The sequence below is a fragment of the Saccharothrix sp. CB00851 genome (genome assembly GCF_001905065.1).
Taxonomy (GTDB): domain Bacteria; phylum Actinomycetota; class Actinomycetes; order Mycobacteriales; family Pseudonocardiaceae; genus Actinosynnema.
Genome location: NZ_LWLC01000023.1, coordinates 1 through 23,857 on the forward strand (window position 1 = coordinate 1; position 23,857 = coordinate 23,857).

The following is a 23,857-nucleotide window of genomic DNA, read 5'->3' on the forward strand; positions in this document are numbered from 1 at the left end:
AGTGGCGCGACTGGACCACCCCCACCCTGACCGACAGCCCCACCACCACCACGACCACCACCACCGGCAACACAACCACCACCACCACGACCACGACGTCGCAGCAACCCGGCCCCGGAACCACCCTCGCCGCGGCGGCGAACCGGACGGGTCGGTACTTCGGCACGGCGGTCGCGGCGAACAAGCTCAGCGACTCGACCTACGTCGGGATCCTCAACCGTGAGTTCGACGTGGTCACGGCCGAGAACGAGATGAAGATCGACGCGACGGAGCCGCAGCAGGGCCAGTTCAGCTACGCGAACGCGGACCGGATCGTCAACCACGCCCTCAACCAGGGCAAGAAGGTGCGCGGCCACACGTTGGCGTGGCACTCCCAGCAGCCGGGCTGGATGCAGAACATGTCCGGCACGGCGCTGCGCAGCGCGATGCTGAACCACGTCACGCAGGTGGCCACCTACTACCGGGGCAAGATCCACTCCTGGGACGTGGTGAACGAGGCGTTCGCCGACGGTTCCACCGGCGCGCGTCGTGACTCGAACCTGCAGCGCACGGGCAACGACTGGATCGAGGCGGCGTTCCGCGCGGCGCGGGCGGCCGACCCGGGCGCGAAGCTCTGCTACAACGACTACAACACCGACGACTGGACGCACGCCAAGACCCAGGCCGTCTACCGGATGGTCCAGGACTTCAAGCAGCGCGGCGTGCCGATCGACTGCGTCGGCCTGCAGTCGCACTTCAACAGCCAGAGCCCGGTGCCGAGCAACTACCAGACCACGCTGCAGAACTTCGCGAACCTCGGCGTGGACGTGCAGATCACCGAGCTCGACATCGAGGGCTCCGGCACCGCGCAGGCGCAGAACTACGACCGCGTCGTCAAGGCCTGCCTCGCGGTGACGCGCTGCACCGGCATCACCGTGTGGGGCATCCGCGACACCGACTCCTGGCGCGCCTCGGGCACCCCGCTGCTGTTCGACGGCTCGGGCAACAAGAAGCCCGCCTACACCTCGACCCTCAACGCCCTCAACGGCGGCCTGCCGCCGATCTCCACCACGACGACCACGCCGACCAGCACCACGACCACGACGAACCCGCCCGGCGGCAGCTGCACCGCGACGTACGCGGAGGGCTCGAAGTGGAGTGACCGCTTCAACGGCCAGGTGACGGTGACGGGGACCGACAACTGGGTGGTCACGGTGACGGTGAGCCCGCCGCAGAAGATCATCGCCACCTGGAACACCAGCCCGACCTGGGACAGCAGCGGCAACGTGATGACCGCACGTCCCAACGGCAACGGCAACGTGTTCGGCTTCACCGTCCAGCACGGGGGCAACTGGAACTGGCCCAGCCTGACCTGTCGCGTCGGCTGAGCTGTCCGGTGACCGGCAGGGGAGGCCCGGCGCGCGTCGCCCGGCCTCCCCGAGCCGTCCCTCGATCAGGGGAACGGCTGCCTAGCGGATCCAGCCCAGGCGCAGGAAGACCGACTCGCCGGGCGCGTCGTCCACGCCGTCGTTGTCCACCACACCGACCAACCGGCGCAGGGGACCGTCCCCGACGACCGCCAGGCCCTCCGGCTTGTCGTGCGCCGCCGCACCGCCCGCGGTCAGCGCCGGCAGCAGGTCGAGGGCCTCGACCTTCGTCGCGAGCGGCTTGGGGTGGCCCGCGGTGGCGGTGGCCAGGGTCGAGATGTCGACCCGGTAGACCTTCTTGGTCGTCGCCGCGTCGCCGCGCTGGTTGTCGCGTTCCAGCACCAGCAGCGTCCGGTCGTCCAGCGCGGTCACCTCGGACAGCCCGATCCAGCCGGTCCGCGCCGCGTCGAGCGGATAGGCGGCGAACGACCACTCGCCCGTCGCGGGCGTGAAGCGGGCCAGGGTCGCCTGGCCTCGCCGGTCGTTCTTCCACTCCCGCTGCACGGCCAGCCACACCTGTTCGTCGGCGCCGCGTCCGGTGGTCGTCACGCCCTCGAACCCGTTGCTCGTGGCGGTCGCCGCCACCTCGGCCGGCAGCGGCAGCTCGCGCACGACCTCACCGGTCCCGGACACCTCGACCAGCAGGCTCGGCCGTGCCTTGCCGTCACCTTCGACGGCCACCCAGTAGCCGCCGCCCGGCCGCGCGGCGATGCCCTCGCCGTCGTAGTCCACCGGCTGTCCGCCCTTGGTCACGGTCAGCTCCGCGCGCACGCGGGCCGGGGCGGACAGGGTGTCGATCGTGAGCACGCGCGTGGGGCTGTACGCCGAGTCGGTGATCGCCACGACGTCACCGCGGTTGCCCGGGATACCGGACAACCCGGACAGCGCGCCGAACCCGATGCCGTCGGACACGATCGACGGCGTGCCCGCGTTGCGCGCCAGGGCCACCACCAGCGGCGTGCGGGTCAGGCGGTAGGACGTGAGCGAGGACCGCACCGAGTCCTCGGCGGAGTCCTCCTCGGCCGACACGACCAGCGTGCCGGTCGCCGGGATCGGCAGCAGGCCCTCCGGGCCGACACCGGTCGGCAACGCCTGCACGAACCGCGGCCGGCGCGGGTCGTTCACGTCGTAGACCGCGACCAGGTTGGCGCGTTCCAGCCCGACGAACGCGTACCGGTCGCGCCCGAACGTGGCCACCGCCAGGCCCTCCGGCTCGACGCCCTTGTTGTCCGAGCGGCCATCCGGGTACTGGCCCTGGCGGATCGCCACCTGCTGCAGCTCGTCGCCCGAGGAGAACACGACCCGGCCGGAGGTCGCGTCGAACACCGTCCACGTGCGCGAACCGCCCTGGTAGTCGCCCTCGTCGGCGGTGCCGAGCGTGCGGTCGTCCAGCCAGGCCACCGCGTCGGGCTCGCGGGCCGCGGTGATCGTGCCCGACGGGTCGATCCGGCCGTCGTCCTCGACGTCCACGCCTTCGACCGTCACGGTGCCCGCGGAGAAGTGGCGCACCACCTCCGCCGACCGCAGGTCCACGATCGCGATGTGGTTGTTCTCCTGCAACGTCACGGCGACCTGGCCCCGGCCGTTGACGCTGACGTACTCGGGCTCCGGGTCCTCCGGCGCGACGGAGGCCAGACCGGTGAGCCCGACCCGGCGCACCGTCCACGACGTGGGTCCGCCCGCGAGGTCCACGATGGCGAGGAAGCCCGCCGGTGCCTGCGGGAGCGCGCCCTCGGCGACGTCCTCGTCGCGCTCGTTCTCGATGGCCACGGCGGCGTGCCGGCCGTCGGGGGAGATGTCGATCGAGTCCGGCTGCCCGCCCAGGTCGTGGGTGGCGACGACCGACCTGGTGTCCACGTCGACCACCACGAGCACACCCGAGGGCGCGGTGAAGGACTCGGACGTGTCGACCGCGACCAGCGCCAACCGACCCACGACGTCCACCGACGTCGGCTCGCCCGGCAGGTCCAGCACGCCGGCGGGGGAGAGCCCGCCGTCGCGGGCGACGGAGGCGAAGCCGATCCGCCCGGCCGGTGAGTCGGTGTAGACCACGGTCCGGCCGTCCGGCGTGGCCGCCGCGATCTCGGCGGCGGTGTGCTCGGCGGCCGAGCTGTTGGCGAACACCGACAGCGTGTCGACCCGCTGGAACCGGCCGGGCTGGGTGGCACCGGCGGCGGGCGCCAAGAGCGACATGGTCACCCCGCACACCATCAGACCTGCGAAAACACGGACCGGACGGGCCATGGGGCCTCCTACCTCGATGACGGCGCGCGCTTTGTAACCCAGCGAGGCGTCCTCGAGGTGAACGCCGGGTGGCGAGCGACCGCACCGTCACGTGGCGGGTTGTCCCCTGGTCGCCTAGTGGCCTCCGGCGGACATGACCAGCAGCATCAGCGAGAGCAGGAGTTGCAGCACGGCGACGCTGGTGCCGGTGACCGCGGTCCAGTCCAGCCGGTACTCGGTCTTGGTGGCCATCGACCACACGCCGCAGGCCACCGCGGCGGCCGCCAGCACCGGGCCACCGGCCGGGATCGGCCAGCTGAGCACGGCCAGGCACAGCGATAGCGGGCCGAGCCAGGCGTCCTTGCCCGGTCGGTCCTTCGCGGGGAGGTGCCGCATCATGCCGTCCATGGTGTCGTGCCCCGGATCTCCCGGGTGCGGCGAGGTCGTCGTCGGGCGGCCGGGACGGTCACAACCACCGGTTCCTCTTGAACAGCCGGTACAGCGTCACGCACACGGCCAGCGTCACCGACAGCACCAGCGGGTAGCCGAACTTCCAGCGCAGCTCGGGCATGTGGTCGAAGTTCATGCCGTAGACGCCGACCACCATGGTCGGCACGGCGATGATCGCACCCACGCGGACATCTTGCGCATGTCGTTGTTCTGCTGGAGCGACACCTTGGCCAGGGTCGCGTTCACGAGTGTGGTCAGCATCTCGTCGAACGCCACGACCCGTTCGGCCGCGGCGGTGAGGTGGTCGTCCACGTTGCGGAAGTAGGATCGCACCTCGTCGGGCACCAGCGGCCCGCACGCTCCCTCGCTGAGCTTGCGCAACGGACCCGCCAGCGGCATCACGGCCCGGCGCAGCTCCATGATCTCCCGCTTGACCAGGTACATCTGCTCGACGCCCAGTTCGCTGCGCGGTGCGAACACCGCGGTCTCCACCAGGTCGATGTCGCCCTGGAACGCCTCGATCACCTCGCGGTAGCCGTCCACGACGCGGTCGGCGATCTCGTGCAGCACCATCGCGGGCCCGGCGGTCAACAGGTGCGGCGCGGCCTCCAACTGGCGGCGCACCTCACCCAGGCTGGAGTGGCCGCCGTGGCGGACCGTGATCACGTAGTCCTGGCCGAGGAACACCATGATCTCGCCGGACTCCACGATCTCGTTCGCCGTCGTCGGCGACTCGTGCTCCACGAACCGCAGGGTCTTGAGCACTACGAACAGGTGGTCGCCGTAGCGGTCGAGCTTCGGGCGCTGGTGGGCGTGCACCGCGTCCTCGACGGCCAGCTCGTGCAGCCCGAACGCGTCGGCGACCTCCCGGATGCGTTCGTCATCCGGCTCGAACAGGCCGATCCAGACGAACCCGGCGCCACGGCCGCGGACCTCGGCGACCGCGTCGGCGGGTGACGGGTCGCCGGGCAGCCGCACGCCGTCGACGTACACCGCGCACGCCACGACGGTGTCCCTCTCCACGTCCGCGACCGCGCCGGGGACGCCGTCGGCAGCAGGGCTCACCATGCCTTCGATCTTGCCGCAACGGCGTCCCGGACGGGTGGCGGACGCCGAATGGGTGTTCGAATCGCGTCAACGACGGGTTCGGGCGCGTCAAGAGGGCGTCAGGCCGACCTGGCCTACGCGTCGCTGCTGATCGGGGTGTTCCTGCTGCTGGCCCTCGCCGTGCGCGGACTGGCGAGCCGGTGAGCGGCACCGGAGCGGTCGCCAACGCCGTCGGCGGCGTGCTCGCGCTGTTGCTGATCGGCTACCTGTTCGTCGCCCTCGTCCGGCCCGAGAGGTTCTGATGTCACCGACCGCGGCCGGCCTGCTCCAGGTCGGCCTCCTGATCTGCGCCCTCGCGGTGGTCCACCGGCCGTTGGGCGACTACCTGGCCCGGGTCTACACCGGTAGCCGGCACCTCAAGGTGGAACTCCTCGTCTACCGGCTGGGTCGCGTCGACCCCGGTTCGGAGCAGACGTGGAGCGGTTACGCGGTCGGGGTGCTCGGCTTCTCGTTCGTCGGCGTCGTGCTGCTCCACCTGCTGCAACGGGTCCAGCCGTGGCTGCCGTTCGACTTCGGGCGCGGCGCCGTCGAGCCGGGGATGGAGTTCAACACCGCGGTCAGCTTCGTGACCAACACCAACTGGCAGTCGTACGTGCCGGAGACGGTGCTCGGGCACACCGTGCAGGCGGCAGGGCTGACCGTGCAGAACTTCGTGTCCGCGGCGGTCGGCCTGGCGGTAGCGATGGCGCTGGTGCGGGGTTTCGTGCGGCAGCGGACCGACCGGCTCGGCGACTTCTGGGTCGACCTGGTGCGCGGCGTGGTGCGCGTCCTGCTGCCGATCTCGGCGGTGTTCGCGGTCGTGCTGATCGCGCTGGGCGTGGTGATGAGCCTGAAGTCCGGGGTGACGGTGGACGGGCAGGAGGTGGCGATCGCCCCGGCCGCGAGCCAGGAGGCCATCAAGGAACTCGGCACCAACGGCGGCGGCATCTTCAACGCCAACTCGGCCCACCCGTTCGAGAACCCGAACTCGTGGTCCAACCTGGTGGAGGTCTTCCTGATGCTGGTCATCCCGGTGTCGCTGACCCGCACCTTCGGCACGCTCGTCGGCGACCGACGGCAGGGCCACGTGCTGCTGGGCGTGATGGGCGTGCTGTGGGCGGGCACGCTGGCCGTGGTCTGGTGGGCCGAGGCGAACGGGCTGCGGCCGTTGGAGGGCAAGGAGCTCCGCTTCGGCGTGCCGGCGTCCGCGCTGTTCGCGAACGCCACCACCGGCACGTCGACCGGGGCGGTGAACTCGACGCACGACAGCTTCACCGGCCTCGGCGGCGGGACGGTGCTGCTCAACATGCTGCTCGGCGAGGTGACGCCGGGCGGTGTCGGCACCGGCCTGTACGGCATCCTGGTGCTGGCGGTCGTCACGATGTTCCTGGCCGGGCTGATGGTCGGCCGCACCCCGGAGTACCTGGGCAAGAAGCTGGGGCGGCGCGAGGTGACCGCGGCGGCGGTGTCGATCCTGGCCATGCCGACCGTGATGCTGATCGGCGCGGGTGTCACGGCGGTCCTGCCGTCCACCCGGGACGCGTTGGGCAACCCGGGACCGCACGGCCTGTCGGAGATCCTGTACGCCTACGCGTCGGCGTCGAACAACAACGGCAGCGCGTTCGCGGGCATCACGGTCACCAGCGACTGGTTCCAGGCGTCGCTGGCGGTGCGCATGCTGCTGGGCCGGTTCGTGCCGATCGTGGCCGTGCTGGCGTTGGCCGGTTCCCTTGCCGCGCAACGGGAGGTGCCGCGGACCGCGGGCACCCTGCCCACCACCGGTCCGCTGTTCGCGACCCTGCTGGCGGGCAGCGTGGTGCTGGTCGCCGCACTCACCTTCGTGCCCGCTCTCGCCCTCGGTCCCGTCGCGGAGGCCCTGCCGTGATCGCCGACAGTCCACAGAGGACTCGCGTCCTGATCGCGTCCCTCCCGGACGCCTTGCGCAAGCTGCACCCGCGTGACCAGGTGCGCAACCCGGTCATGTTCGTGGCGTGGGTCGGCTCCCTGCTGGTCACGGTCTTCGCGATCGCCGACCCGGACGTGTTCACCGTGGCCGTGGCGGCGTGGCTGTGGGCGACCGTGCTGTTCGCCAACCTCGCCGAAGCGGTCGCCGAGGGGCGCGGCAAGGCGCAGGCCGACTCGTTGCGGCGGACCAGGAACGACGCCGTGGCCCGTCGGCTCACCGCGGCCGGCGGCGAGGAACGCGTCCCCGGCGCGCAGTTGCGCGTCGGTGACCTGGTCGTGGTCGAGGCGGGGGAGGTCGTCCCCGGCGACGGTGACGTGGTCGAGGGCATCGCCACCGTGGACGAGTCCGTGATCACCGGCGAGTCCGCGCCGGTCGTCCGGGAGGCCGGCGGTGACCGGTCGGCCGTGACCGGCGGGACGACGGTGCTGTCGGACCGGATCGTCGTGCGCGTCACGACCAGGCCGGGCGAGACGTTCGTGGACCGGATGATCGCGCTGGTCGAGGGCGCGCGACGGCAGAAGACGCCGAACGAGGTCGCGCTGACGATCCTGCTCTCGACGCTGACGATCATCTTCCTGCTCGCCGTGGTGGCATTGCAGCCGTTCGCGATCTACTCCGGCGGTGAGCAGTCGGTGATCGTGCTGACCGCGTTGCTGGTGTGCCTGATCCCCACCACGATCGGCGCCCTGCTGTCCGCGATCGGCATCGCGGGCGTGGACCGGCTGGTGCGGCGCAACGTGCTGGCCACGTCCGGCAAGGCGGTCGAGGCCGCGGGCGACGTCGACACCCTGCTGCTCGACAAGACCGGCACGATCACGTGGGGCAACCGGCGGGCGACCGAGCTCATCCCGGTCGAGGGCGTGGACGAGCGCACGCTCGCCGAGGCCGCCCTCCTGTCCAGCCTCGCCGACGGCACGCCGGAAGGCCGCAGCGTGGTCGAGCTGTGCGTCGAGCGGTACGGCCTGTCGGCCGAGGCGACCGCGCACGAGAAGACCGGCGAGTTCGTGCCGTTCAGCGCGCAGACCCGGATGAGCGGCGTCGACCTCGGTGACCGGCGCGTCCGCAAGGGCGCGGCGAGCGCGTTCGAGCTCGGCGACGTGACCCGCCGGATCGTGGCCGGGATCGGCCAGGACGGCGGCACGCCGCTCGTCGTGGCCGAGAACGACGTGGTGCTGGAGATCGGCAAGCAGCTGCTGATCACCCGGGGTGCGCTGACCACGTTCTCGGTGGCCAACGACCTGGCGAAGTACTTCGCGATCCTGCCCGCCATGTTCGCCGCGATCCACCCGCAGCTGGGCAGGCTGAACGTGATGCAGCTGACCACGCCGCAGTCGGCGATCCTGTCAGCGGTGATCTTCAACGCGCTCGTCATCGTGGCGCTGATCCCGTTGGCGTTGCGGGGCGTGCGGTACCGGCCGTCCGGCGCGTCGGCGTTGTTGCGGCGCAACCTGCTGGTCTACGGCCTGGGCGGCGTCGTGACGCCGTTCGCCGGGATCTGGCTGATCGACCTGCTCGTCCGTCTCGTTCCCGGAATCGGGTGATGTCGTGGTGACCAAGTTCGTCGGGCAGGCGTGGGCCGGACTGCGGGTCCTGCTCGTGCTGACCGTGCTCACCGGGGTGCTCTACCCGGCTGCGGTGTGGGGCGTGTCGCGGCTGCCCGGCCTGCACGCCAACGCCGAGGCCGTCGACACCATCCTGATCGGGGTGGACCGCGAGGGTGACGGGTGGTTCCACACCCGGCCCTCCGCCGCGACACCGCCCGCGTCCGGCGGTTCGAACAAGGGTGAGCGCAACGCGGAGTACGACGTGGTGGTGGCCGAGCGGCGGGCCGCGATCGCGCAGCGGGAAGGCGTGCCCGAGGCGGACGTGCCGCCGGACGCCGTGACCGCGTCGGCGTCCGGGCTGGACCCGCACATCAGCCCGGCCTATGCGGCCCTCCAGGTGCCGCGGGTGGCGCGGGTGACCGGCCTGCCCGAGCAGCGGGTGCGGGAACTCGTCGCCGCGAACACCGGCGGTGCCTTCACCGAGACCGTCAACGTCACCGGGCTCAACCGGGCAGTGGAGCGCGCGGTTCGAGGGGGACCGGTGAGCTGACGGGCGTCGCCGATCGGGGGAACGCGCCGAAGCCCGAGCCCGAAGTGATGGCCGGAGCTTCGACCTGAAAGGGTGGTTTACGGCCACCGTCACCGTGCGGAGGCGTTAAGTTGCCCTCTGTGAAGCGCTCCGGATGGGTAGTCGTCCTTGCTCTGGTGGCCGGGTTGGTGGTGCCAGTCCCGGCGTCGGCGGCGGCGCGGTCGCCGGGGGAGTGCGCGGCGGCGTTGGACTGCACGGCCGCCGAGATCGACCGGATGGCCATGGCGGAGCGGTTGGAGTTCCTCCGGCTGGTGCAGAGCGGTCCGGCCGCGGCGCTGGGCGCGGCGGACCGCTGGCGCAACATCGAGGGCGTGCTGGCGTTCTTCCACGATCGAGGGCTCGGCGCGCCGGGCACGTGGACCTCGCACGTCGACGCGGCGATCCTGGAGGGGATCGAACGCGGCGTCGCGCTCGCGCTGGGCCGGTCGACCGACGGCTTCGGCAACCCGGGCTCGGCGCGGTGGGCCGACTACCTGACCCGGCTGCACCGCGGCGAGCTGACCGTCCGCAACGTGCACGACCGGGCGTGGAGCGAAGCCGAGCAGGCCTCGACCGAGCACGGTGTCGCGGTGGCCGAGCAGGTGCACGGGCTGCGGCCGACGGCGGTGGAGCGCCGGTTCTTCCTGTTCTCCGAGTTCTACCGGTGGGCACTGCGCAACCGCCCGGTCGTGCTGGACATGCTGCTGCTCTACGGCGTGCTGCTGGACCCGCTGATCGTCCTGCGGCGCGTGCCGTTCGTGGACTGGTTGACCGACGTGCGCGAGTCGGCGCCGTCCCGCAAGGGGTCCGAGATGGCCTACGCCTACGCGCAGCTGGACCCGGTCAACGGGGCGTTCAGCACGGTGGACCTGCTGTTCGCCTACATCCCGGAGCTGTTCGAGGAGTTCCAGGCCACCCGGTAGGGCTACCGGACGCGGCGGAGCGCGGTGTCGATGACCTCCCGGCTGTCCACCAGCAACGCCTCCGCCGCGGTGCGGCCCGCCTCGGCCAGGTAGGCGTCCACGAGCCGGTTGCCCACGGCGTAGCCCGCGCCGGTGGGCAGCCCGACCGGGGTCGCGCCGTAGTGGACGGCGGCCTCGTCACCGTGCACCCACGCGGTGAAGTTCCGCATGCCGGTGACACCGAGGCCGGAGACCACCTTGGCGAAGACCGCGTCGTCGCGCAGGTGCGGCACGCCGATGCGGGCGTACCCGAGCTCGTCGCCGTACAACTGGCGGGCGAACGCGTCGGCGAGACCTTCGGACACCACGTGCTCGCCCACGGTGACGGTCGCCGGGTCCCACACCACGGCGCCGGGCCCGTAGCGGAGGTTGTGGTTGAGCTCGTGGACCGCGGTCGCCTCCACCCGCGCCAGGTTCTCCGGGTAGGGCCAGTAGTTCACGAACACGTAGCCGGACACGCTGCCGTTCGCCGTCATGCCCAGGTTCGGCCCCATGAAGTGCGCGTCACCGGGGTCGCCGAGGACGATGAGCACGGTGATGTCGTCCGGCACCGCGAGGTCGGGGGTCGCTTCGAGCTGTACGGCGAGGGCGTCCACGAGAGCGCGCTCGATCCGGTTCCACGCGTCGGCGTCGTGCAGGTCGTCCAACGCCTCCAGGCACCGCTCCTCGTCGCGGTCGAGCGGGAACCCGGAGCTCATCGCGTGCATCGCGACGAGGTCGACCTCGCCGGGGAAGTACCGGTACATGCCCGCGGCCGGTTCGAGCATGGCCTCGAGCAGCGCGGGCCGTTCGGCGTGCGGCGACCGCAGGATCTCGCGCATGGCGGGGTAGGTGTCGAGGACCCTGATCTTCATGTTCGGGGACGTTAGACGTTCCAGTGACTGCAACTTCAACTTCGACCCACTTCCGGGTGAAAGCCGACGCACCGGGCCGTCGCCGACCGCGGACCACTCGACGGCCCGGTGCGGCGGTCCGCGGGGTCAGGACGGCTTGGCGCCCACCGGGTCCGGTTCAGCCGCTTCGTCGGGCGCGGTCTCGTCCAGGAAGCCGCCGGACTGGTGGCGCCACAGCTTCGCGTACGCGCCGTCGGCGTCGAGCAGTTCGGCGTGCGTGCCCTGCTCCACGATCCGGCCACGGTCGAGCACGATCAGCCGGTCCATCCGCACGACCGTGCTCAGCCGGTGCGCCACGACGAGCGCGGTGCGGCCCTCCATGAGCTGCCACAGCGCCTCCTGGACCAGCACCTCGCTCTCCGAGTCCAACGCGCTGGTCGCCTCGTCCAGCAGCAGGACCGGCGCGTCGCGCAGGATCGCCCGGGCCAGCGCGACCCGCTGCCGCTGCCCGCCGGACAGCTTGACCCCGCGTTCGCCGACCAGCGTGTCGAACCCCTCGGGCAGCGCCTCCGCGAACTCCGTCACGTGCGCGGCACGGGCGGCGCGGAGGATGTCGGCGTCGCTCGCACCCGGCCGGGCGAAGGCGATGTTGTCCCGCAAGGTCCGGTGGAACATCGCCGGGTCCTGCGGCACGTACGCGATCAGGCCGCGCAGGTCGGTCTGGCGCAGCCGGGCGATGTCCTGGCCGCCGATGAGGATGCGGCCGTCGTCCACGTCCATCAGCCGCAGCAGCAACCGGGTGAGCGTGGTCTTGCCGCCGCCGGAGCGGCCGACCAGGCCGATCCGCGTGCCCGCCGGGATGTCCAGGCCCAGCCCGTCGAACAGCGGCTTGGCGCCGCCGTGCGCGAACACCACGCGGTCGAACCGGACCCGGGAGTCCTCGACGCGCAACGGCTCCGGGTCCTCCGGGTCGAGCACCGTCGGCTCGTCCAGCAGCAGTTCGGTGAACTGCGCGGCCTCGGTGAGCGCGCTCTCGAACCGCCGGTAGATCTGGTTGAACTCGAACATGATCCGCGTCGCATTGCCGAAGTAGGCGAACGTCACCACCATCGCCTCCACCCCCAGCCCACCGCTGACCCCGAGGGCGACCGCGAGGCCGAGCACGTTGGTGAGCACGGACATCGGCGCGACCACGGTGTCGATGCGCAGGTTGCCGTAGTCCCACGACCGCAGCGCCAGCAGCCGGGTCTCGGCGGTCCGGCTCCGGTGCTCAGCGCTCTCCCGCTCCTCGGCGGCGAACGCGCGCACCGTCTCCATGTTCATCAGCGTGTCGGCGACGTGGCCGGAGACCCGCGCGTAGGCGGCCTCGCGTTCGTCGACCAGGCGCTGCCTGCGGCGGATCAGCGGCACGGTGATGAAGGCCGTGACGAGGATCAGGCCGAGCAGCACCACGACGAGCAACGGGTGGTACGTCCACAGCACGACGCACGCGAAACCGATCGGGATGAGGTTGCCGACGATCCTGAACGCGACCGTGTCGACGAATTCCTCGAACCGCGACGCGAAGCTCAGCACCCGCTTGGTGAGGGAACCGGCGAAGTTGTCGTGGAAGAACGCCGCGTCCTTGGCCAGCAGTGCGTCCATGCCCATGACGGACAGGTGCTCGATCCCGCGCCCGTCGACCCGGTTGAGGCAGTGGACGCCGAGGCGCCACAGCAGCTCCGCGAAGAGCATCACGCCGGCGAACGCCAGCAAGTAGGGCAGCACGGCGGCGAAGCCGGTGTCGTCGCCGTCGGCGAGGCGACCGGCCAGCGCGCCGATCGCCAGCGGTGCGAGGTAGGCCAGGCAGGTGTTGCCGAGCGCGGGCAGCACGAGCGCGCCCGCGCTGAGGAAGCGGTGCCTTCGCAATTCCCGGCCGTACAGGCGCAGGGCGAGCAGCACCGCTTTTTTGCGGTTGTTGACGGGTTTTTCGGACCTTGGCGCGGCCATCCGACTCCTTCCGGGGTGCACCTTGGCCTCGCCGATGTTGCCGCACCGACGGGGTGACGGCGATCGAATATCGCCGTGTGCGCTCCCGTTCTCGCGGAATGTCCTTCTGCACCAACGGTTATTCGCTGATCTCGCAGGCGGGCCTCTCAGGCTTGCCGGACGGCCTCGCCGAGCATCTCGCGGGCGTGGTGGCGGAAGGCGTCGGTGGCCGGGTGCGTCGCGCTGCGCGGCCAGACCATCCGCACCACGACCGGCCCGACGTCGGAGAGCGGCAGGTAGCGCACGGCGGGGTGCGGGTGGCTGTGCGCGGTCGCCTCGGCGGTGACGCCCACGGCGTCACCGGTGGCGATGGCGGTGAGCCACTCGTCGGTGTTGGTGACGTCGAAGGTGCCGGGGCGGTGTCCGGGCGGCCACAGCTCGACGCTGGAACTGCAGGCGGCGGCGCAGAACGCGACGGGGCGGTCGGCGACATCGACCAGCCGGACACCCGGCGCCGGCGCGAACGGGTGATCCTCGGGCACGGCGGCCACCCGTGGTTCGCGGTAGAGGTCGGCCGACGCCAGCTCACCGTCGGGTGACGGCGGGGAGCGCACGAACGCCACGTCGACCTCGCCGCGGCGCAGCGCGGACACCGGGTCGTCCAGCCGGAACACCCGCGCCTCCACGTCGGGCCGGGCCAGGCGCCAGCCGCGCAGCAACGGCACCGTGTGCCTGCCGAGCGCCGCCCACGGGAACCCGACGCGCAGCGCCCGCGGCCCGGCGGTGACCTCGGCCAGCGCGTCGTCCACCTGGGTGAGGATGCGGTTGGCGTGCCCGAGCAGCCGCGTGCCCGCCTCGGTCAGCGCCAGGCTGCGGGTGGTGCGCTCGACCAGCCGGGTGCCCAGCCTGCGCTCCAACTGGTCCAGGGTGCGCGACAGCGCGGGCTGGCTGATGTGCAGCGCGGCGGCCGCGCCGGTGATGGTGCCCTCGTTGCCGATCGCCGCGAACGCCCGCAGGTGCCGCAACTCCACATTCATAGCCGTGGAGCATAAGTCGTGCGCAAACGGCATTTAGCGGACGGTGTGGATCGGCCTTAGCGTGATCGGCATGAAGATTGTTCTCATCGGTGCGGGCGGCAAGCTCGGCACGGCGGTCCACACCACGCTGGCCGGTCGCGGCCACGACGTCATCACGGTCGGGCGGTCCGGCGGCGACCTGCGGTACGACTTCTCCGACCCCGCGCAGACCGCCGAGCTGTACCGGCGGGTCGGCCGGGTCGACGCGGTGGTCAGCGCGGCGGGCGGCGTGCCGTGGCAGAAGATCACCGAGATGACCGCGCAGGACTACCAGGACGCCTTCCGGGGCAAGGTGCTCAGCCAGCTCGAACTGGTCCGGCAGGGCATCGGCCACGTCGCCGAACGGGGTTCGTTCACGCTGATCACGGGCGTGTTGGCCCGTGAGCCGGTGGTGAAGGGCACGGCCGCGTCCATGGCGAACGGCGCGGTGGAGGCGTTCGTGCGGGCGGCGGCGATCGAGATCGCGCCGCAGCGCGTGAACGCCGTCAGCCCGAGCGTGTTCACCGAGAGCCTCGACGACTACGGCGACCTCTTCGCCGGCGTGCCGCCGGTCGACCTGGCCGAGGTGACCCGGGCGTACGTCCGCTCGGTCGAGGGCGCCCAGACGGGTCAGGTGTACGAGTTGTAACGGGACTCGTGTCAGCGTGCCCGGCCACGGTGAACGGCACGGTCAGTACACGACGTGCTTGCCGCCGTCCACGATGATCGCCTCGCCGGTGACCAGGTCCATCGCCAGCAGCCCGAGCACGGCCTGCGCCACGTGCCCCGGTTCGGCGGTGCGGTCCAGCGGCACGCTCCGCCGCTCGGCCGCCGCGCGTTCGGCGAACCCGGCCTCGCCGTGCAGCGAGGTCTGCCAGCGCGTGGCCACGGTCCCCGGCGCGACGGCGTTCACCCGCACGTCCGGTGCGAGGGCCACGGCCAGGTTGCGGGTCAGCTGCAGCAACGCCGCCTTGCTGACGCCGTAGGCGATGGACGAGCCGCCGGCCCGGTACCCCGAGATGGACGCGACGTTGACCACCGCGCCCCGGGCCGCACGCAGGTCGTCGGCGAACGCCCGCGTGACGCGGAGCGGGCCGACCACGTTGACGTCGAGCACGTGGTGGACCACGTCGTCGGTCAGGGCGTCGAGGTCGTGGTGCGGCACGGCCCGGGTCGTGCCCGCGTTGTTGACCAGCACGTCGACCCGGCCGAACCGGGCGCGCACCCGTTCGGCCAGGGCGCGGACCTGCCCGTCGTCGGCCACGTCCACGCGTTCGGCCACGGCCTCGCACCCACCCGCGGCCAGTTCCGCCGCGGTCGCCTCGGCGTCGGCGGCGGACCGCGAGTAGGTCACCACGACGGCCCGGCCACCCGAACGGGCCAGCGCCAGCGCGGTGGCACGGCCGATCCCCGTGCCGCCGCCGGTCACCACCGCGACGGTGTCGTGCAGGTCCACGTCAGCTCCTCCCGATCCGGTGCAGGGTGGCCACCACCCCGTCCTGGTCGATCCGGCGCACCGCGTCGGCCACCAGCGCGCGGAACACGTGTGACTCGCGCAGCGGCAGCGGCAGGGTCAGCACGGGGAAGTCCTGCTGGTGCAGGAAACCGGCCACGGCCAGGCAGATCAGGCGCGGTTCGACGCCCGCGACCAGCAGGTCGACCGCCGGGTCGAGCAGGCGTTGCGGCAGCTTGCGCGCCGCGTCGGCGGCGATCTGGTCGAGCCGGTGCGCGATGCGCGGGTTGGCCAGCCGGGTCAGCAGCGCACCGACCTCGCGTTCGTCGGGCTCCAGGCCGAAGCGGCGCAGCGACGGGCCGGTCTCGGTGCTCAGCAGGCGTTCGGCGAAGTGCGCGATCGCGGGGCAGGCCAGGGCGTCGGCGGTGGTCGTGCAGCCGGCGAGCAGGCCGAGGTGGGCCAGCGCCGAGTGCGTGCCGTTGACCAGGCGCAGCTTCGCGGCCTGGTGCGGTGCGATGTCGGCGACCAGTTCGACGCCGACCGCGTCCCACGCCGGACGTCCGGCGGCGAAGTCGTCCTCCACCACCCAGCGGCGGTGCGGCTCGCCGACCACGGCGGCACGGTCCTCCAAGCCCAGCGCCTCGGCCACGCGGACGAGGTCGGCCTCGGTCGTGGCGGGCACGATCTGGTCCACCACGCTGGACGGGAACCGCACGTGCTCCTCGACCCACTCCACGAGGTCGTGCTCACCGCGGCGCACGCAGAACTCCCGCACCAGGCGCCCGACCAGCCTGCCGTTGTCGGGCAGGTTGTCGCACGAGACGACGGTCAGCCCGGGGTGCCCGCGCTCGCGGCGGCGGCGCAGCCCGCCGACCAGCTGCCCGACGGGCGTGCACGGCGGTCCGCCCGCGAGGTCGGCCGCGACGTCCGGGTCGTCGGCGCGCAACCGCCCGGTGACCGGGTCGTGCCGGTACCCCGACTCGGTGACGGTCAGCGTGACCACGCGGGTGTCCGGTTCGGACAGCACGGTCGCCAGCCGGTCGGGCTGCTCCACGGCCAGCAGCGCCTCCCGCACGCTGCCGACCACGCGCAGCCGGTCCTGCGCGGCACCCCGCTCGGTGACGGTGAACAGGTGGTCCTGCTCGACCAGCGCGTCGACCAGCCGCCCGTTGCGCTGCGCCACGGCGCAGATGCCCCACGGCCCCGGCTCGACCCGCAGGGCCTCCTGGGTCAGCACCGCCTGGTGCGCCCGGTGGAACGCGCCGAGTCCGATGTGGACGATGCCGACCCCCGCGCGCGGCAGGTCGTCCGCCAGCCACGCGGGCAGCCGGGCCGCCGACAGGCGCGGGTGGGTCACCGCGGCGCCACCCCCGCCACGTCGGCGGCGGCGATGTCGACGTCCTTGCCCTCCGCCGACAGCAGGAACGCCACGAACGACACCGCCGCGGTGCCGATCATCCACCACGCCACCGGCCAGCCCTGCCCACCCGCCCGGGCGACCAGCGCGGCGGCCACCAGCGGCGAGAACCCGGCCAGCGCCGCGCCGATCTCGCGGGACGCGGCGAACCCGGTGTAGCGGACGCGCGCGCCGAACAGCTCGGCGTAGAACGCGGGCTGCACGGCGATCATCGGCGCCAGGCCGAACGCGGTCGCCACCACCAGCGCCACCCAGATCAGCACCGGCTCCCGGGTGTCGAGCAGCAGGAAGAACGGGAACGCGAACGCCGCCGTGAACACCACGCTGAACAGGTTGAGGGGACGCCGCCCGATCCGGTCGGACAACGCGCCGTACACGGGTTGCAGCACGATCACGACCACGCCGAACATGACCACGCCGGTGAGCCCCACCCAGCGCGGCAGCTCCAGCGACTTGGTGATGTAGGCCAGGCTGTAGGTGGCGTAGATGTAGACGATCGCGGTGTCGCAGATGTGCGCGCCGATGCCGATTCCGAAGTTGCGCGGGTAGCGGCGCAGCGCGTCGAACACGGGCAGCTTCACGGTGGTCCGCTGCGCCGCCATCCGCTGGAACACCGGCGACTCGGCCACCCGCAGCCGCACGTACAGCGCGACCGCGATGAGCGCGAAGCTGAACCAGAACGGGATGCGCCACGCCCAGTCCAGCACGGTCTGCCGCGGTAGCATCTCCACCAGCAGGAACACCAGCGTGCCCGACAGCAGGCCGAGCTGCACGCCGGTCTGCGCGAACGACGTGAAGAAGCCGCGCCGACGCGGTGGGGCGTGCTCGGCCAGCAACGTGGACGCGCCGCCGAACTCCGCGCCCGCGCCGAGGCCCTGGCACATCCGCAGCACGGTCAGCAGGATCGGCGCGGCGATGCCGATGGAGTCGTAGGTCGGCAGCAGGCCGATCAGCCCGGTCGAGACGCCCATGACCAGGGTGGTGATCACCAGCGTGGACCGGCGGCCGATGCGGTCGCCGAGGTGGCCGAACACGAACCCGCCCAGGGGGCGGACCGCGAAACCGACGCCGAACGTGGCGAACCCGACGATCACGCCGGTCGCCGGGTCTTCGGTGACGAAGAACAGCTCGTTGAACACCAGCGTCACGGCGAAGCCGTAGATGAAGAAGTCGTACCACTCCAACGCGGTGCCGACCACGGACGCGCCCACCACGCGGCGCAACCGCGTCCCGTCGGTCGGCTGCTCGTCGTGGTGCCCGGTCGTGGTGCGGTCGGCGGCTCCGGTCATGTCGTGCCCTCCTTCGCCTTGAGCAGGCCGTGCAGCTCGCGCCAGGTCTCCTCGGTCATCGGAATGCCGTCGCGCGACCGGGCGCGGCGGGTGCGTGCCTCCGGTTCACCCGGTACCAGCACCTCGTGGCTGCCCTCGGCAGGCGGGGTGCCGGTCAGCTCGCGGCAGAACAGCTCCGCCTGCTCGCGGAACCGCTCGACCGGGGTGAGCGAGCCGATGTCGACGGCCACCAGCACGGTGCCGAACCCGCCGCGGTAGCCGGGCAGGCTGCCGACGCCCATGCCGGTGAGCAGGCCGCCGACCACCTCGATCAGCACGCTCAGGCCGTAGCCCTTGTGCCCGCCGAACGGCAGCAGCGCCCCGCCCGCGTAGAAGTCGGCGGGATCGGTGCTCGGCCGACCGTCCGCGTCCAGCACCAGGCCCTCAGGCACGCGCTCGCCGCGGTCGCGGGCTACGGCCAGCTTGCCCTCGGCCACGCCCGAGGTGGCCCAGTCCACCACGATCGGCGGCCGGTCCGCCGCCCGTGGCGCGGCCCAGGCCAGGGGGTTGGTGCCCAGCCGCCGTTCCCGGCCGCCGTAGGGCGCGACGGTGGGGTCCGCGTTGCCGAACGCCAGCGCGACCAGGTCGTGCTCGGCCAGGAAGCCGACGTACTCGCCCAGCCTGCCGACGTGGTTGCAGTCCTGGATCACCGCGACACCGCTGCCGTGCGTGCGGGTCAGGGCGCGCAGCTCGCGGGTCGCGACACCGGCCGCGATCCGGCCCAGGGCGCGGTTGCCCCGGACCACGACCGTGCCGGGGCGCGGGTGGTCGACGTCGGGGCGGGCGCGGGGGTCGATCCGGCCGTCGCGGAGGCGGGCGACGTAGTCGACGAGCCTGCGCACGCCGTGCGAGTCGTGGCCGGTCAGGTTCGACTCCACCAGCGAGTTCGCGACGATCTTGGCGTCCACGAGGTTCGTCCCCGCGTCGAGCAGGATCCTGACGGCGAGCCTCGTGAGTTCGCTCGACGTGACCTTCATACGTTCCGCCTGACGGAATGGAGTTCCATCGACATGCCACCACGATGACATGACTCGCCCGCTTTGTGAAGCGAGTCACAGGGTGGTTCGGTTCAGTCGGCGCCCAGCGCGCGCGACACCTCGGCGGCCGCGCGCACGACGAGCTGCGGCAAGTCCGGTGGCGCGTCGGCGAGGTCCACCAGCGACGCCGCCGACACACCGCCGACCACCTCGCCGGTGTGGTTGACCACGGCCGCGCCGACAGCGCGCACCCCGGCCTCGTTCTCCTCGTGGTCCTCGGCGTAACCGCGCTCCCGGACGACGGCCAGCTCGGCGAGCAGGGCGCGTTCGTCGGTGATGGTGCGCCCGGTGCGGGCGGGCAGGCCGGTGCGCCGGACCAGCGCCCGGACCTCGTCGTCGGGCAGGGCGGCCAGGATCGCCTTGCCGATGGACGTGCAGTGCAGGCGCAGGCTCATGCCGACGCGGGAGGCCAGGTGGTAGGGCCGCACGCCCTCCAACTTGGCCACGTACACCGCCTCGTCGCCGGACAGCAGTGCCAGGTGGACTGTCCACCCGGTCCGCTCCTGCAGGTCGCGCAGCGCGGGGCGGACGTGCTCGGCGATGTCGAGGCGCTGCAGGAAGCGGCCCGCCAGGCTGAGGATGCGCGGGCCGCCGAGGTAGCCGCCCCGCCCGTCGGCCCGCGCGAAACCGCGCTGGACCAGGGTTTGCAGGATCCGGTGCACGGTCGGCTTGGGCAGGCCGGAGGCGTCGGCGATGTCGGCGATGCGCGAGTGGTCCGCGAGTGCCTCCAGGACGCTCAGCGTCTTCTCGGCCGCGGACAGCGGTGCGTCGCCACTCATGGGCCTCAATGTAGGCCAGGTTCGATCACCGCGAACGGACCTCGCGCGGGGTGAGGACCCCGGTCAGGCCGTCGAGGAGGCGTTCCAGGCCGAACGCGAACAGCGACTCCAGGTCCAGCGCCACGCCCGGTTCGGCGACCTGGGCGACCAGCGGACCGTCGACGGACAGGCGGGCCGCGCCCCACTGCCCGCTGGTCATCCCCGTGTCCAGTTCGGCGCGGGCCTCGCTCTCGATGTTCACCGCCGTCCCGCGCACGTAGTTGACCACCGTGGCGTAGACGTGCAGGCGGGTGGCCGGGTCGAGGTCGAGGCCGTCGAGGGCGCGCGAGGTCCACCGCCCGTACGCCAGCAGACCGGGAAGCGTGGCCGGCCGGGTGATCGACACCAGCGGCGGCAGCCAGGGGTGGCGCTGGTAGGTCGCCCACTGGAGCCGGGCGGCGACCCGCAGGTGCGCACGCCACCCCGGTGGCGGCAGCGGGTACTCGATCTCGGCGAACGCGGCGTCGGCGATCAGCTGGCCGAGGTCGGCGTCGAGGTGCTGGTGGAGGGTCACGGTGGCGACACCCAGCCTGGCCGCGACCGCCCGCAGGGACAACGCGGCCAGGCCGTCGGCGTCGGCGATCCCCAGCGCCACCCGGACGACCCGGTCGCGGTCGAGACCGCCGGCCGACCGCGACGGCAGCCTGCGGCGGGCGACCACCGCGCCGACGCGGGACGTCGACTCGATGGCGCCCGCCCGCTTGAGCGCGGCCAGCGCCTTGGTGGCGGTGGCCATGGCGACGCCCCACTCGCGCATGATCGCCCGGGTGGTGGGCACGGGGTCGCCGGGCCGCAGCTCCCCGTCGGCGATGCGGCGCTCGACGTCGGCGACGATCCGGAGGTAGGGCGGCTGCGGGTCGGTCACGGCGTCATCGTGCCAGGGCTCAGCGCTCGGGCAGCCAGTTCCCGTGCAGCCCGAGCGGCACCCGGACCGGCAGGTGCACGCGGGCGACGGGATCGCCGGTGAAGTCCCGCGCCGAGAGGATCACGAGGTCGCTCGCGCCCCGTGCGGGGTTGTGGACGTAGGTGAGCAGGTAACCGTCGTCCTCGCCCGGGCCCGTGGCGGCGAACACGGCCTCGCCGACCGCTTCGTGCCTGCCGAACCCGCGCACCTCGGACGTGCCGCGGACGAGGTCGTGCTTCACGAGGGCGTTGGTGAAGGCGTCGTCGGCCGGTGTGCCCTCGGGCGTGAACGGGATGCCGTACAGGGCGGTCGCGGCGGAGTAGCCGTACCGGTGCGGGCGGGTGGCGCGGGCGTCGTTGACGCGCGGGAAGTCCTGCGGCCGGTCGTCGAGGCGGCGCTGGTCGACCGCGTCGGCGCCGATGGTCCAGCGGTCCAGCGCGGGCCGGATCGCGCCGGGGTCGGCCGGGTCGAACGGGCCCTCCGCCGTGACGACGTCGACCACGACCACGTCCCCGTCGTCGTAGGCGTTGAGGGTGTGGCTGACGTGGACCGGGTCGATGTCGAGCCAGCGCACGTCGCCGCCGGTCCGCGGCAGGACGCCGACCCTCGTCGGGTGGTCCGGGAGCCAGCGGCACTCGAACCCGTCGAAGCCGATCGGCGTGTCCCACAGGACCACGTGGTTCTCGGTGAGCGCGAAGTCGTGCAGGAACGGCGTCCGCGTTGATCTGCGTGCGGCAGTCCGCCGAGCTGGTCGACGCCCGGCGGCGGGTCGGAGCACTCGAGGAGGCGTCACCGCGGCACATCGCGCTGGAGACGCTCCGGCTGTGGCCGCCCGCCTGGCAGCACCGTCGCCCGGTGCTCCGCGACCACCGCATCGGGCCGCTGAAGGCGCTGCGCGGTGACGACGTGGTCGTTCCCGTGCACGCGTTGCAGCGACACCCCCGGTACTGGCCGGACGCGGACGTGTTCGACCCCGGGCGCTGGGACTCGGCCGGTCGTCCCGGCGCCTTCCTGCCGTTCGCGGTCGGTCCCGGTGCGTGCGTCGGCGCGAGTTTCGAGGTGCGCTGGCTGGGCGCGGTCGCGGAGCACCTGGCCGCCGCCCCGCCGCTCGCGCTGACCCGGCGCGGCGCCGACCCGTGCGTGACGGCCGTCTTCTCCGCGCCCGAGCACACGATCGGGGAAGCGTGAACGACGGCCGCTAGCGGGACTGGAGGGCGTCCACGGCGACGGCCTGCGCGATCACCGCGCGGCGGTCGACGTAGGGGTCGGCGATCTGGATCAGGTAGTGGTCGCGGACCCAGGTCTTCTTGTCCACGCTGAACACCGGTTGACCGTTCCGGGTGAAGTCGAAGTGGTACCGGAACGGGAACGGGATGTTGTTGACCAGCGGCAGGAAGCCCCAGATGCGGCGCAGGACGGCGAGGCCGTGGTTGCGCTCGCGGCCCGTGGTGGTCGGCGCGTTCGGCTGGTCGAGGTGCCAGGTGGAGTTGATCAGGGACTTGCCGAAGTCCTTGCGGAACAGGGCGATCGGCTGCCCGGCGCCGTCGAGCACGTCGTAACCGCTGCCGAGGTCGATGACCTTGCGCGCGCGGAAGCCCGCGAGCACGTGGCTCTTGCTCGCGTCGGTGTAGATGGTGACCTGCTCCTTGAAGGCCATCCGCTTCTGCTCGACGAACGCGACCAGGTGACCGGGCTCGCCGCCGTTGTCGGCGAAGATTTCGTAGCGGTTCACCATCAAGGTGACCTTCTGGTGCATGTGCAGCACGTTCGTCGCCTGCGTGAGCATGGTCGTCCCCTCGACTTCGGTGAGCCCGAAGTTTCTCACCCACCCGGATGAAGATCGCCAGGGGGACCGGCGGTGGGCCGGGCACCGGGCCCGACCCACGGCCCGGCTCAGGCGGCCTGTGCCTGGTTGTAGAGGTTCTGGGCGTCGGCGCCGAAGTACGGGCCGAACATCCAGTTCGGGAACAGGTTGATCTTGTAGCTGTTCACGGAGTTCACCGTGCCGGTGCCGGTCGCCTCGGAGAACGTCCGGAACCACGGACCGCCGCTCGAGCCGCCGGTCATGTCGCAGGTCATGCCGATGCCGTTGCTGAGGAAGGCGTTGAACGTCCGCCCGCTGCAGTAGATGAGCTTGCTGCCGTCGTAAGGGGCCGCGGCCGGGTAGCCGAAGGCGTAGGTGTTGTCGGCCTTCGGCAGGTTGAACGCGATGCCCTGCGCGCCGACGACGTCGGTGAGGGACTGGCCGTTCAGCTGCCCGACGACGATGGCGCCGATGTCGTAGTTGATGTCCTCGCTCGCGTGCCACTGCGGTGTCGCGAACGTGGCGCGAGCGGCCCACGTGCCGTACGGGGCGTTGCCGCTGTCGTAGGCCGGGACGAACGCGACGTTGGTGTGGTAGGCGCCGTCGAGCTTCACGCAGTGCCCGGCGGTGATCACGGTGCTCTTGTTGGCGCTGGTCACGGCGTTGCCGCTGCACGAGGCGTTGCGGCCCTGGTAGGTGAAGAACACCCGGCCGGCGGTCCGCACGACGGCTCCGCCGCCGGTCCACGCGCCGCCGCCGTGGGGGAAGGCCAGTGGTGCGACGGTGGTGGGTTCGCCGGTCAGGACGGTGGAGCGCAGTGCGGAGAGAGGTGCGGTGGGCAGGTCGAGCGGAACGGCGGCGCGCATCCGTTCCGGCGTCCAGTAGGCGCCGGGTGCGGCGGCGGACGGCGTCGCCGGGACGGTGATCAACGACAGGGCCAGCGCGCTCGCCAGGGTGACCAGTCGTTTCACGGCACGGTTCATGATCTTCCACCTTTCGAGGGTCGATCAACGGCAGGGACCGTGCACTGGAAGT

General features: G+C 72.2%; 23 protein-coding genes and 1 pseudogene. 9 read left to right on the forward strand and 15 right to left on the reverse strand.

What is annotated here, in order from left to right; genetic code table 11:
- Positions 1-26: 26 nt before the first annotated feature.
- Entirely contained in the window at positions 27-1,367 is a 1,341-nt protein-coding gene (locus tag A6A25_RS21535; protein WP_083668576.1) for an endo-1,4-beta-xylanase, read from the forward strand.
- Between the two features lie 81 nt (positions 1,368-1,448).
- Here A6A25_RS21535 and A6A25_RS21540 read toward each other — a convergent pair whose 3' ends face one another.
- The 3 genes and pseudogenes from A6A25_RS21540 to A6A25_RS21550 form a co-directional block, all read right to left on the reverse strand.
- On the reverse strand, positions 1,449-3,599 hold the full coding sequence (locus tag A6A25_RS21540; protein WP_241828866.1) for an esterase-like activity of phytase family protein: 2,151 nt from the start codon (positions 3,597-3,599) through the stop codon (positions 1,449-1,451).
- Between the two features lie 165 nt (positions 3,600-3,764).
- Positions 3,765-4,028, reverse strand: coding sequence for a hypothetical protein (locus A6A25_RS21545; protein ID WP_143193324.1), 264 nt, complete (start codon positions 4,026-4,028; stop codon positions 3,765-3,767).
- A gap of 67 nt (positions 4,029-4,095) precedes the next feature.
- A pseudogene (locus A6A25_RS21550) lies at positions 4,096-5,147 on the reverse strand (magnesium and cobalt transport protein CorA).
- A gap of 48 nt (positions 5,148-5,195) precedes the next feature.
- On the opposite strand from A6A25_RS21550, the gene A6A25_RS46405 reads away from it, so the two are divergent.
- The 6 genes from A6A25_RS46405 (at position 5,196) to A6A25_RS21575 (ending at position 10,166) form a co-directional block, all read left to right on the forward strand.
- On the forward strand, positions 5,196-5,330 hold the full coding sequence (locus tag A6A25_RS46405; protein WP_274534333.1) for a hypothetical protein: 135 nt from the start codon (positions 5,196-5,198) through the stop codon (positions 5,328-5,330).
- The gene (kdpF, locus tag A6A25_RS21555) at positions 5,327-5,428 is read left to right on the forward strand and encodes a K(+)-transporting ATPase subunit F (protein ID WP_073892706.1); all 102 of its coding nucleotides are present in this window, start codon (positions 5,327-5,329) and stop codon (positions 5,426-5,428) included. The genes A6A25_RS46405 and kdpF overlap by 4 nt, the downstream gene beginning before the upstream one ends.
- The gene (gene kdpA / locus A6A25_RS21560; RefSeq protein WP_073892708.1) at positions 5,428-7,050 is read left to right on the forward strand and encodes a potassium-transporting ATPase subunit KdpA; all 1,623 of its coding nucleotides are present in this window, start codon (positions 5,428-5,430) and stop codon (positions 7,048-7,050) included. The genes kdpF and kdpA overlap by 1 nt, the downstream gene beginning before the upstream one ends.
- Positions 7,047-8,672 (forward strand): potassium-transporting ATPase subunit KdpB, encoded by a 1,626-nt coding sequence (gene kdpB, locus A6A25_RS21565; protein ID WP_083668535.1) that lies wholly within the window; start codon positions 7,047-7,049, stop codon positions 8,670-8,672. Before kdpA ends, kdpB begins: the two co-directional genes overlap by 4 nt.
- Before the next feature lie 7 nt (positions 8,673-8,679).
- Positions 8,680-9,225, forward strand: a complete 546-nt coding sequence (locus A6A25_RS21570) for a potassium-transporting ATPase subunit C (RefSeq protein WP_143193347.1) — start codon at positions 8,680-8,682, stop codon at positions 9,223-9,225.
- A 119-nt stretch (positions 9,226-9,344) separates the two neighbouring features.
- On the forward strand, positions 9,345-10,166 hold the full coding sequence (locus A6A25_RS21575; protein ID WP_073892712.1) for a hypothetical protein: 822 nt from the start codon (positions 9,345-9,347) through the stop codon (positions 10,164-10,166).
- A 2-nt stretch (positions 10,167-10,168) separates the two neighbouring features.
- Here the strand turns inward: A6A25_RS21575 and A6A25_RS21580 are convergent, their stop codons facing one another.
- The 3 genes from A6A25_RS21580 to A6A25_RS21590 form a co-directional block, all read right to left on the reverse strand.
- Entirely contained in the window at positions 10,169-11,059 is an 891-nt protein-coding gene (locus A6A25_RS21580; RefSeq protein ID WP_073892714.1) for a DUF2268 domain-containing protein, read from the reverse strand.
- Between the two features lie 126 nt (positions 11,060-11,185).
- Complete coding sequence (locus tag A6A25_RS21585; protein WP_073892716.1) at positions 11,186-13,027, reverse strand: ABC transporter ATP-binding protein; 1,842 nt, start codon at positions 13,025-13,027, stop codon at positions 11,186-11,188.
- A gap of 146 nt (positions 13,028-13,173) precedes the next feature.
- Positions 13,174-14,043, reverse strand: coding sequence for a LysR family transcriptional regulator (locus tag A6A25_RS21590; RefSeq protein ID WP_073892718.1), 870 nt, complete (start codon positions 14,041-14,043; stop codon positions 13,174-13,176).
- A gap of 70 nt (positions 14,044-14,113) precedes the next feature.
- Between A6A25_RS21590 and A6A25_RS21595 the strand changes: the two genes are divergently transcribed.
- Positions 14,114-14,710: a short chain dehydrogenase gene (locus tag A6A25_RS21595; RefSeq protein ID WP_073893224.1), complete on the forward strand. Its 597-nt coding sequence runs from the start codon at positions 14,114-14,116 to the stop codon at positions 14,708-14,710.
- A gap of 42 nt (positions 14,711-14,752) precedes the next feature.
- Here the strand turns inward: A6A25_RS21595 and A6A25_RS21600 are convergent, their stop codons facing one another.
- The 7 genes from A6A25_RS21600 to A6A25_RS21630 all read right to left on the reverse strand — a co-directional run bounded on the left by A6A25_RS21600 (position 14,753) and on the right by A6A25_RS21630 (position 21,811).
- Complete coding sequence (locus A6A25_RS21600) at positions 14,753-15,517, reverse strand: SDR family NAD(P)-dependent oxidoreductase (RefSeq protein ID WP_073892720.1); 765 nt, start codon at positions 15,515-15,517, stop codon at positions 14,753-14,755.
- A 1-nt stretch (position 15,518) separates the two neighbouring features.
- The gene (locus A6A25_RS44180; protein WP_073892722.1) at positions 15,519-16,871 is read right to left on the reverse strand and encodes a mannitol dehydrogenase family protein; all 1,353 of its coding nucleotides are present in this window, start codon (positions 16,869-16,871) and stop codon (positions 15,519-15,521) included.
- Positions 16,868-18,220, reverse strand: a complete 1,353-nt coding sequence (locus A6A25_RS21610; protein WP_073892724.1) for an MFS transporter — start codon at positions 18,218-18,220, stop codon at positions 16,868-16,870. Before A6A25_RS21610 ends, A6A25_RS44180 begins: the two co-directional genes overlap by 4 nt.
- Positions 18,217-19,236 (reverse strand): Ldh family oxidoreductase, encoded by a 1,020-nt coding sequence (locus A6A25_RS21615; protein ID WP_073892726.1) that lies wholly within the window; start codon positions 19,234-19,236, stop codon positions 18,217-18,219. The genes A6A25_RS21610 and A6A25_RS21615 overlap by 4 nt, the downstream gene beginning before the upstream one ends.
- 92 nt (positions 19,237-19,328) lie before the next feature.
- Complete coding sequence (locus A6A25_RS21620) at positions 19,329-20,075, reverse strand: IclR family transcriptional regulator (RefSeq protein ID WP_073892728.1); 747 nt, start codon at positions 20,073-20,075, stop codon at positions 19,329-19,331.
- 25 nt (positions 20,076-20,100) lie between these two features.
- Positions 20,101-20,979 (reverse strand): GntR family transcriptional regulator, encoded by an 879-nt coding sequence (locus A6A25_RS21625; protein WP_073892730.1) that lies wholly within the window; start codon positions 20,977-20,979, stop codon positions 20,101-20,103.
- A 19-nt stretch (positions 20,980-20,998) separates the two neighbouring features.
- Positions 20,999-21,811 (reverse strand): carotenoid oxygenase family protein, encoded by an 813-nt coding sequence (locus A6A25_RS21630; protein WP_338013225.1) that lies wholly within the window; start codon positions 21,809-21,811, stop codon positions 20,999-21,001.
- On the opposite strand from A6A25_RS21630, the gene A6A25_RS42380 reads away from it, so the two are divergent.
- A complete protein-coding gene (locus A6A25_RS42380) occupies positions 21,748-22,206 on the forward strand; it encodes a cytochrome P450 (RefSeq protein ID WP_158073784.1) in 459 nt (152 codons plus the stop codon). The two genes, A6A25_RS21630 and A6A25_RS42380, sit on opposite strands and share 64 nt — an antisense overlap.
- 10 nt (positions 22,207-22,216) lie before the next feature.
- Here the strand turns inward: A6A25_RS42380 and A6A25_RS21640 are convergent, their stop codons facing one another.
- Both A6A25_RS21640 and A6A25_RS21645 read right to left on the reverse strand, forming a co-directional pair.
- Positions 22,217-22,843 (reverse strand): hypothetical protein, encoded by a 627-nt coding sequence (locus tag A6A25_RS21640; protein WP_241828839.1) that lies wholly within the window; start codon positions 22,841-22,843, stop codon positions 22,217-22,219.
- 68 nt (positions 22,844-22,911) lie between these two features.
- A complete protein-coding gene (locus A6A25_RS21645; protein WP_073892734.1) occupies positions 22,912-23,805 on the reverse strand; it encodes a trypsin-like serine peptidase in 894 nt (297 codons plus the stop codon).
- Positions 23,806-23,857: the final 52 nt, after the last annotated feature.

Bases quoted from the DNA above. Each gene is read 5' to 3' on its own strand.
- kdpA (WP_073892708.1), top strand. From the start codon at position 5,428: ATGTCACCGACCGCGGCCGGCCTGCTCCAGGTCGGCCTCCTGATCTGC.
- A6A25_RS21645 (WP_073892734.1), bottom strand. From the start codon at position 23,805: ATGAACCGTGCCGTGAAACGACTGGTCACCCTGGCGAGCGCGCTGGCC.
- A6A25_RS21595 (WP_073893224.1), top strand. From the start codon at position 14,114: ATGAAGATTGTTCTCATCGGTGCGGGCGGCAAGCTCGGCACGGCGGTC.
- A6A25_RS21610 (WP_073892724.1), bottom strand. From the start codon at position 18,220: ATGACCGGAGCCGCCGACCGCACCACGACCGGGCACCACGACGAGCAG.
- A6A25_RS21590 (WP_073892718.1), bottom strand. From the start codon at position 14,043: ATGAATGTGGAGTTGCGGCACCTGCGGGCGTTCGCGGCGATCGGCAAC.
- A6A25_RS21620 (WP_073892728.1), bottom strand. From the start codon at position 20,075: ATGAGTGGCGACGCACCGCTGTCCGCGGCCGAGAAGACGCTGAGCGTC.
- A6A25_RS46405 (WP_274534333.1), top strand. From the start codon at position 5,196: ATGGGTGTTCGAATCGCGTCAACGACGGGTTCGGGCGCGTCAAGAGGG.
- A6A25_RS21545 (WP_143193324.1), bottom strand. From the start codon at position 4,028: ATGATGCGGCACCTCCCCGCGAAGGACCGACCGGGCAAGGACGCCTGG.
- A6A25_RS21580 (WP_073892714.1), bottom strand. From the start codon at position 11,059: ATGAAGATCAGGGTCCTCGACACCTACCCCGCCATGCGCGAGATCCTG.
- A6A25_RS21615 (WP_073892726.1), bottom strand. From the start codon at position 19,236: ATGAAGGTCACGTCGAGCGAACTCACGAGGCTCGCCGTCAGGATCCTG.
- A6A25_RS21540 (WP_241828866.1), bottom strand. From the start codon at position 3,599: ATGTCGCTCTTGGCGCCCGCCGCCGGTGCCACCCAGCCCGGCCGGTTC.
- A6A25_RS21585 (WP_073892716.1), bottom strand. From the start codon at position 13,027: ATGGCCGCGCCAAGGTCCGAAAAACCCGTCAACAACCGCAAAAAAGCG.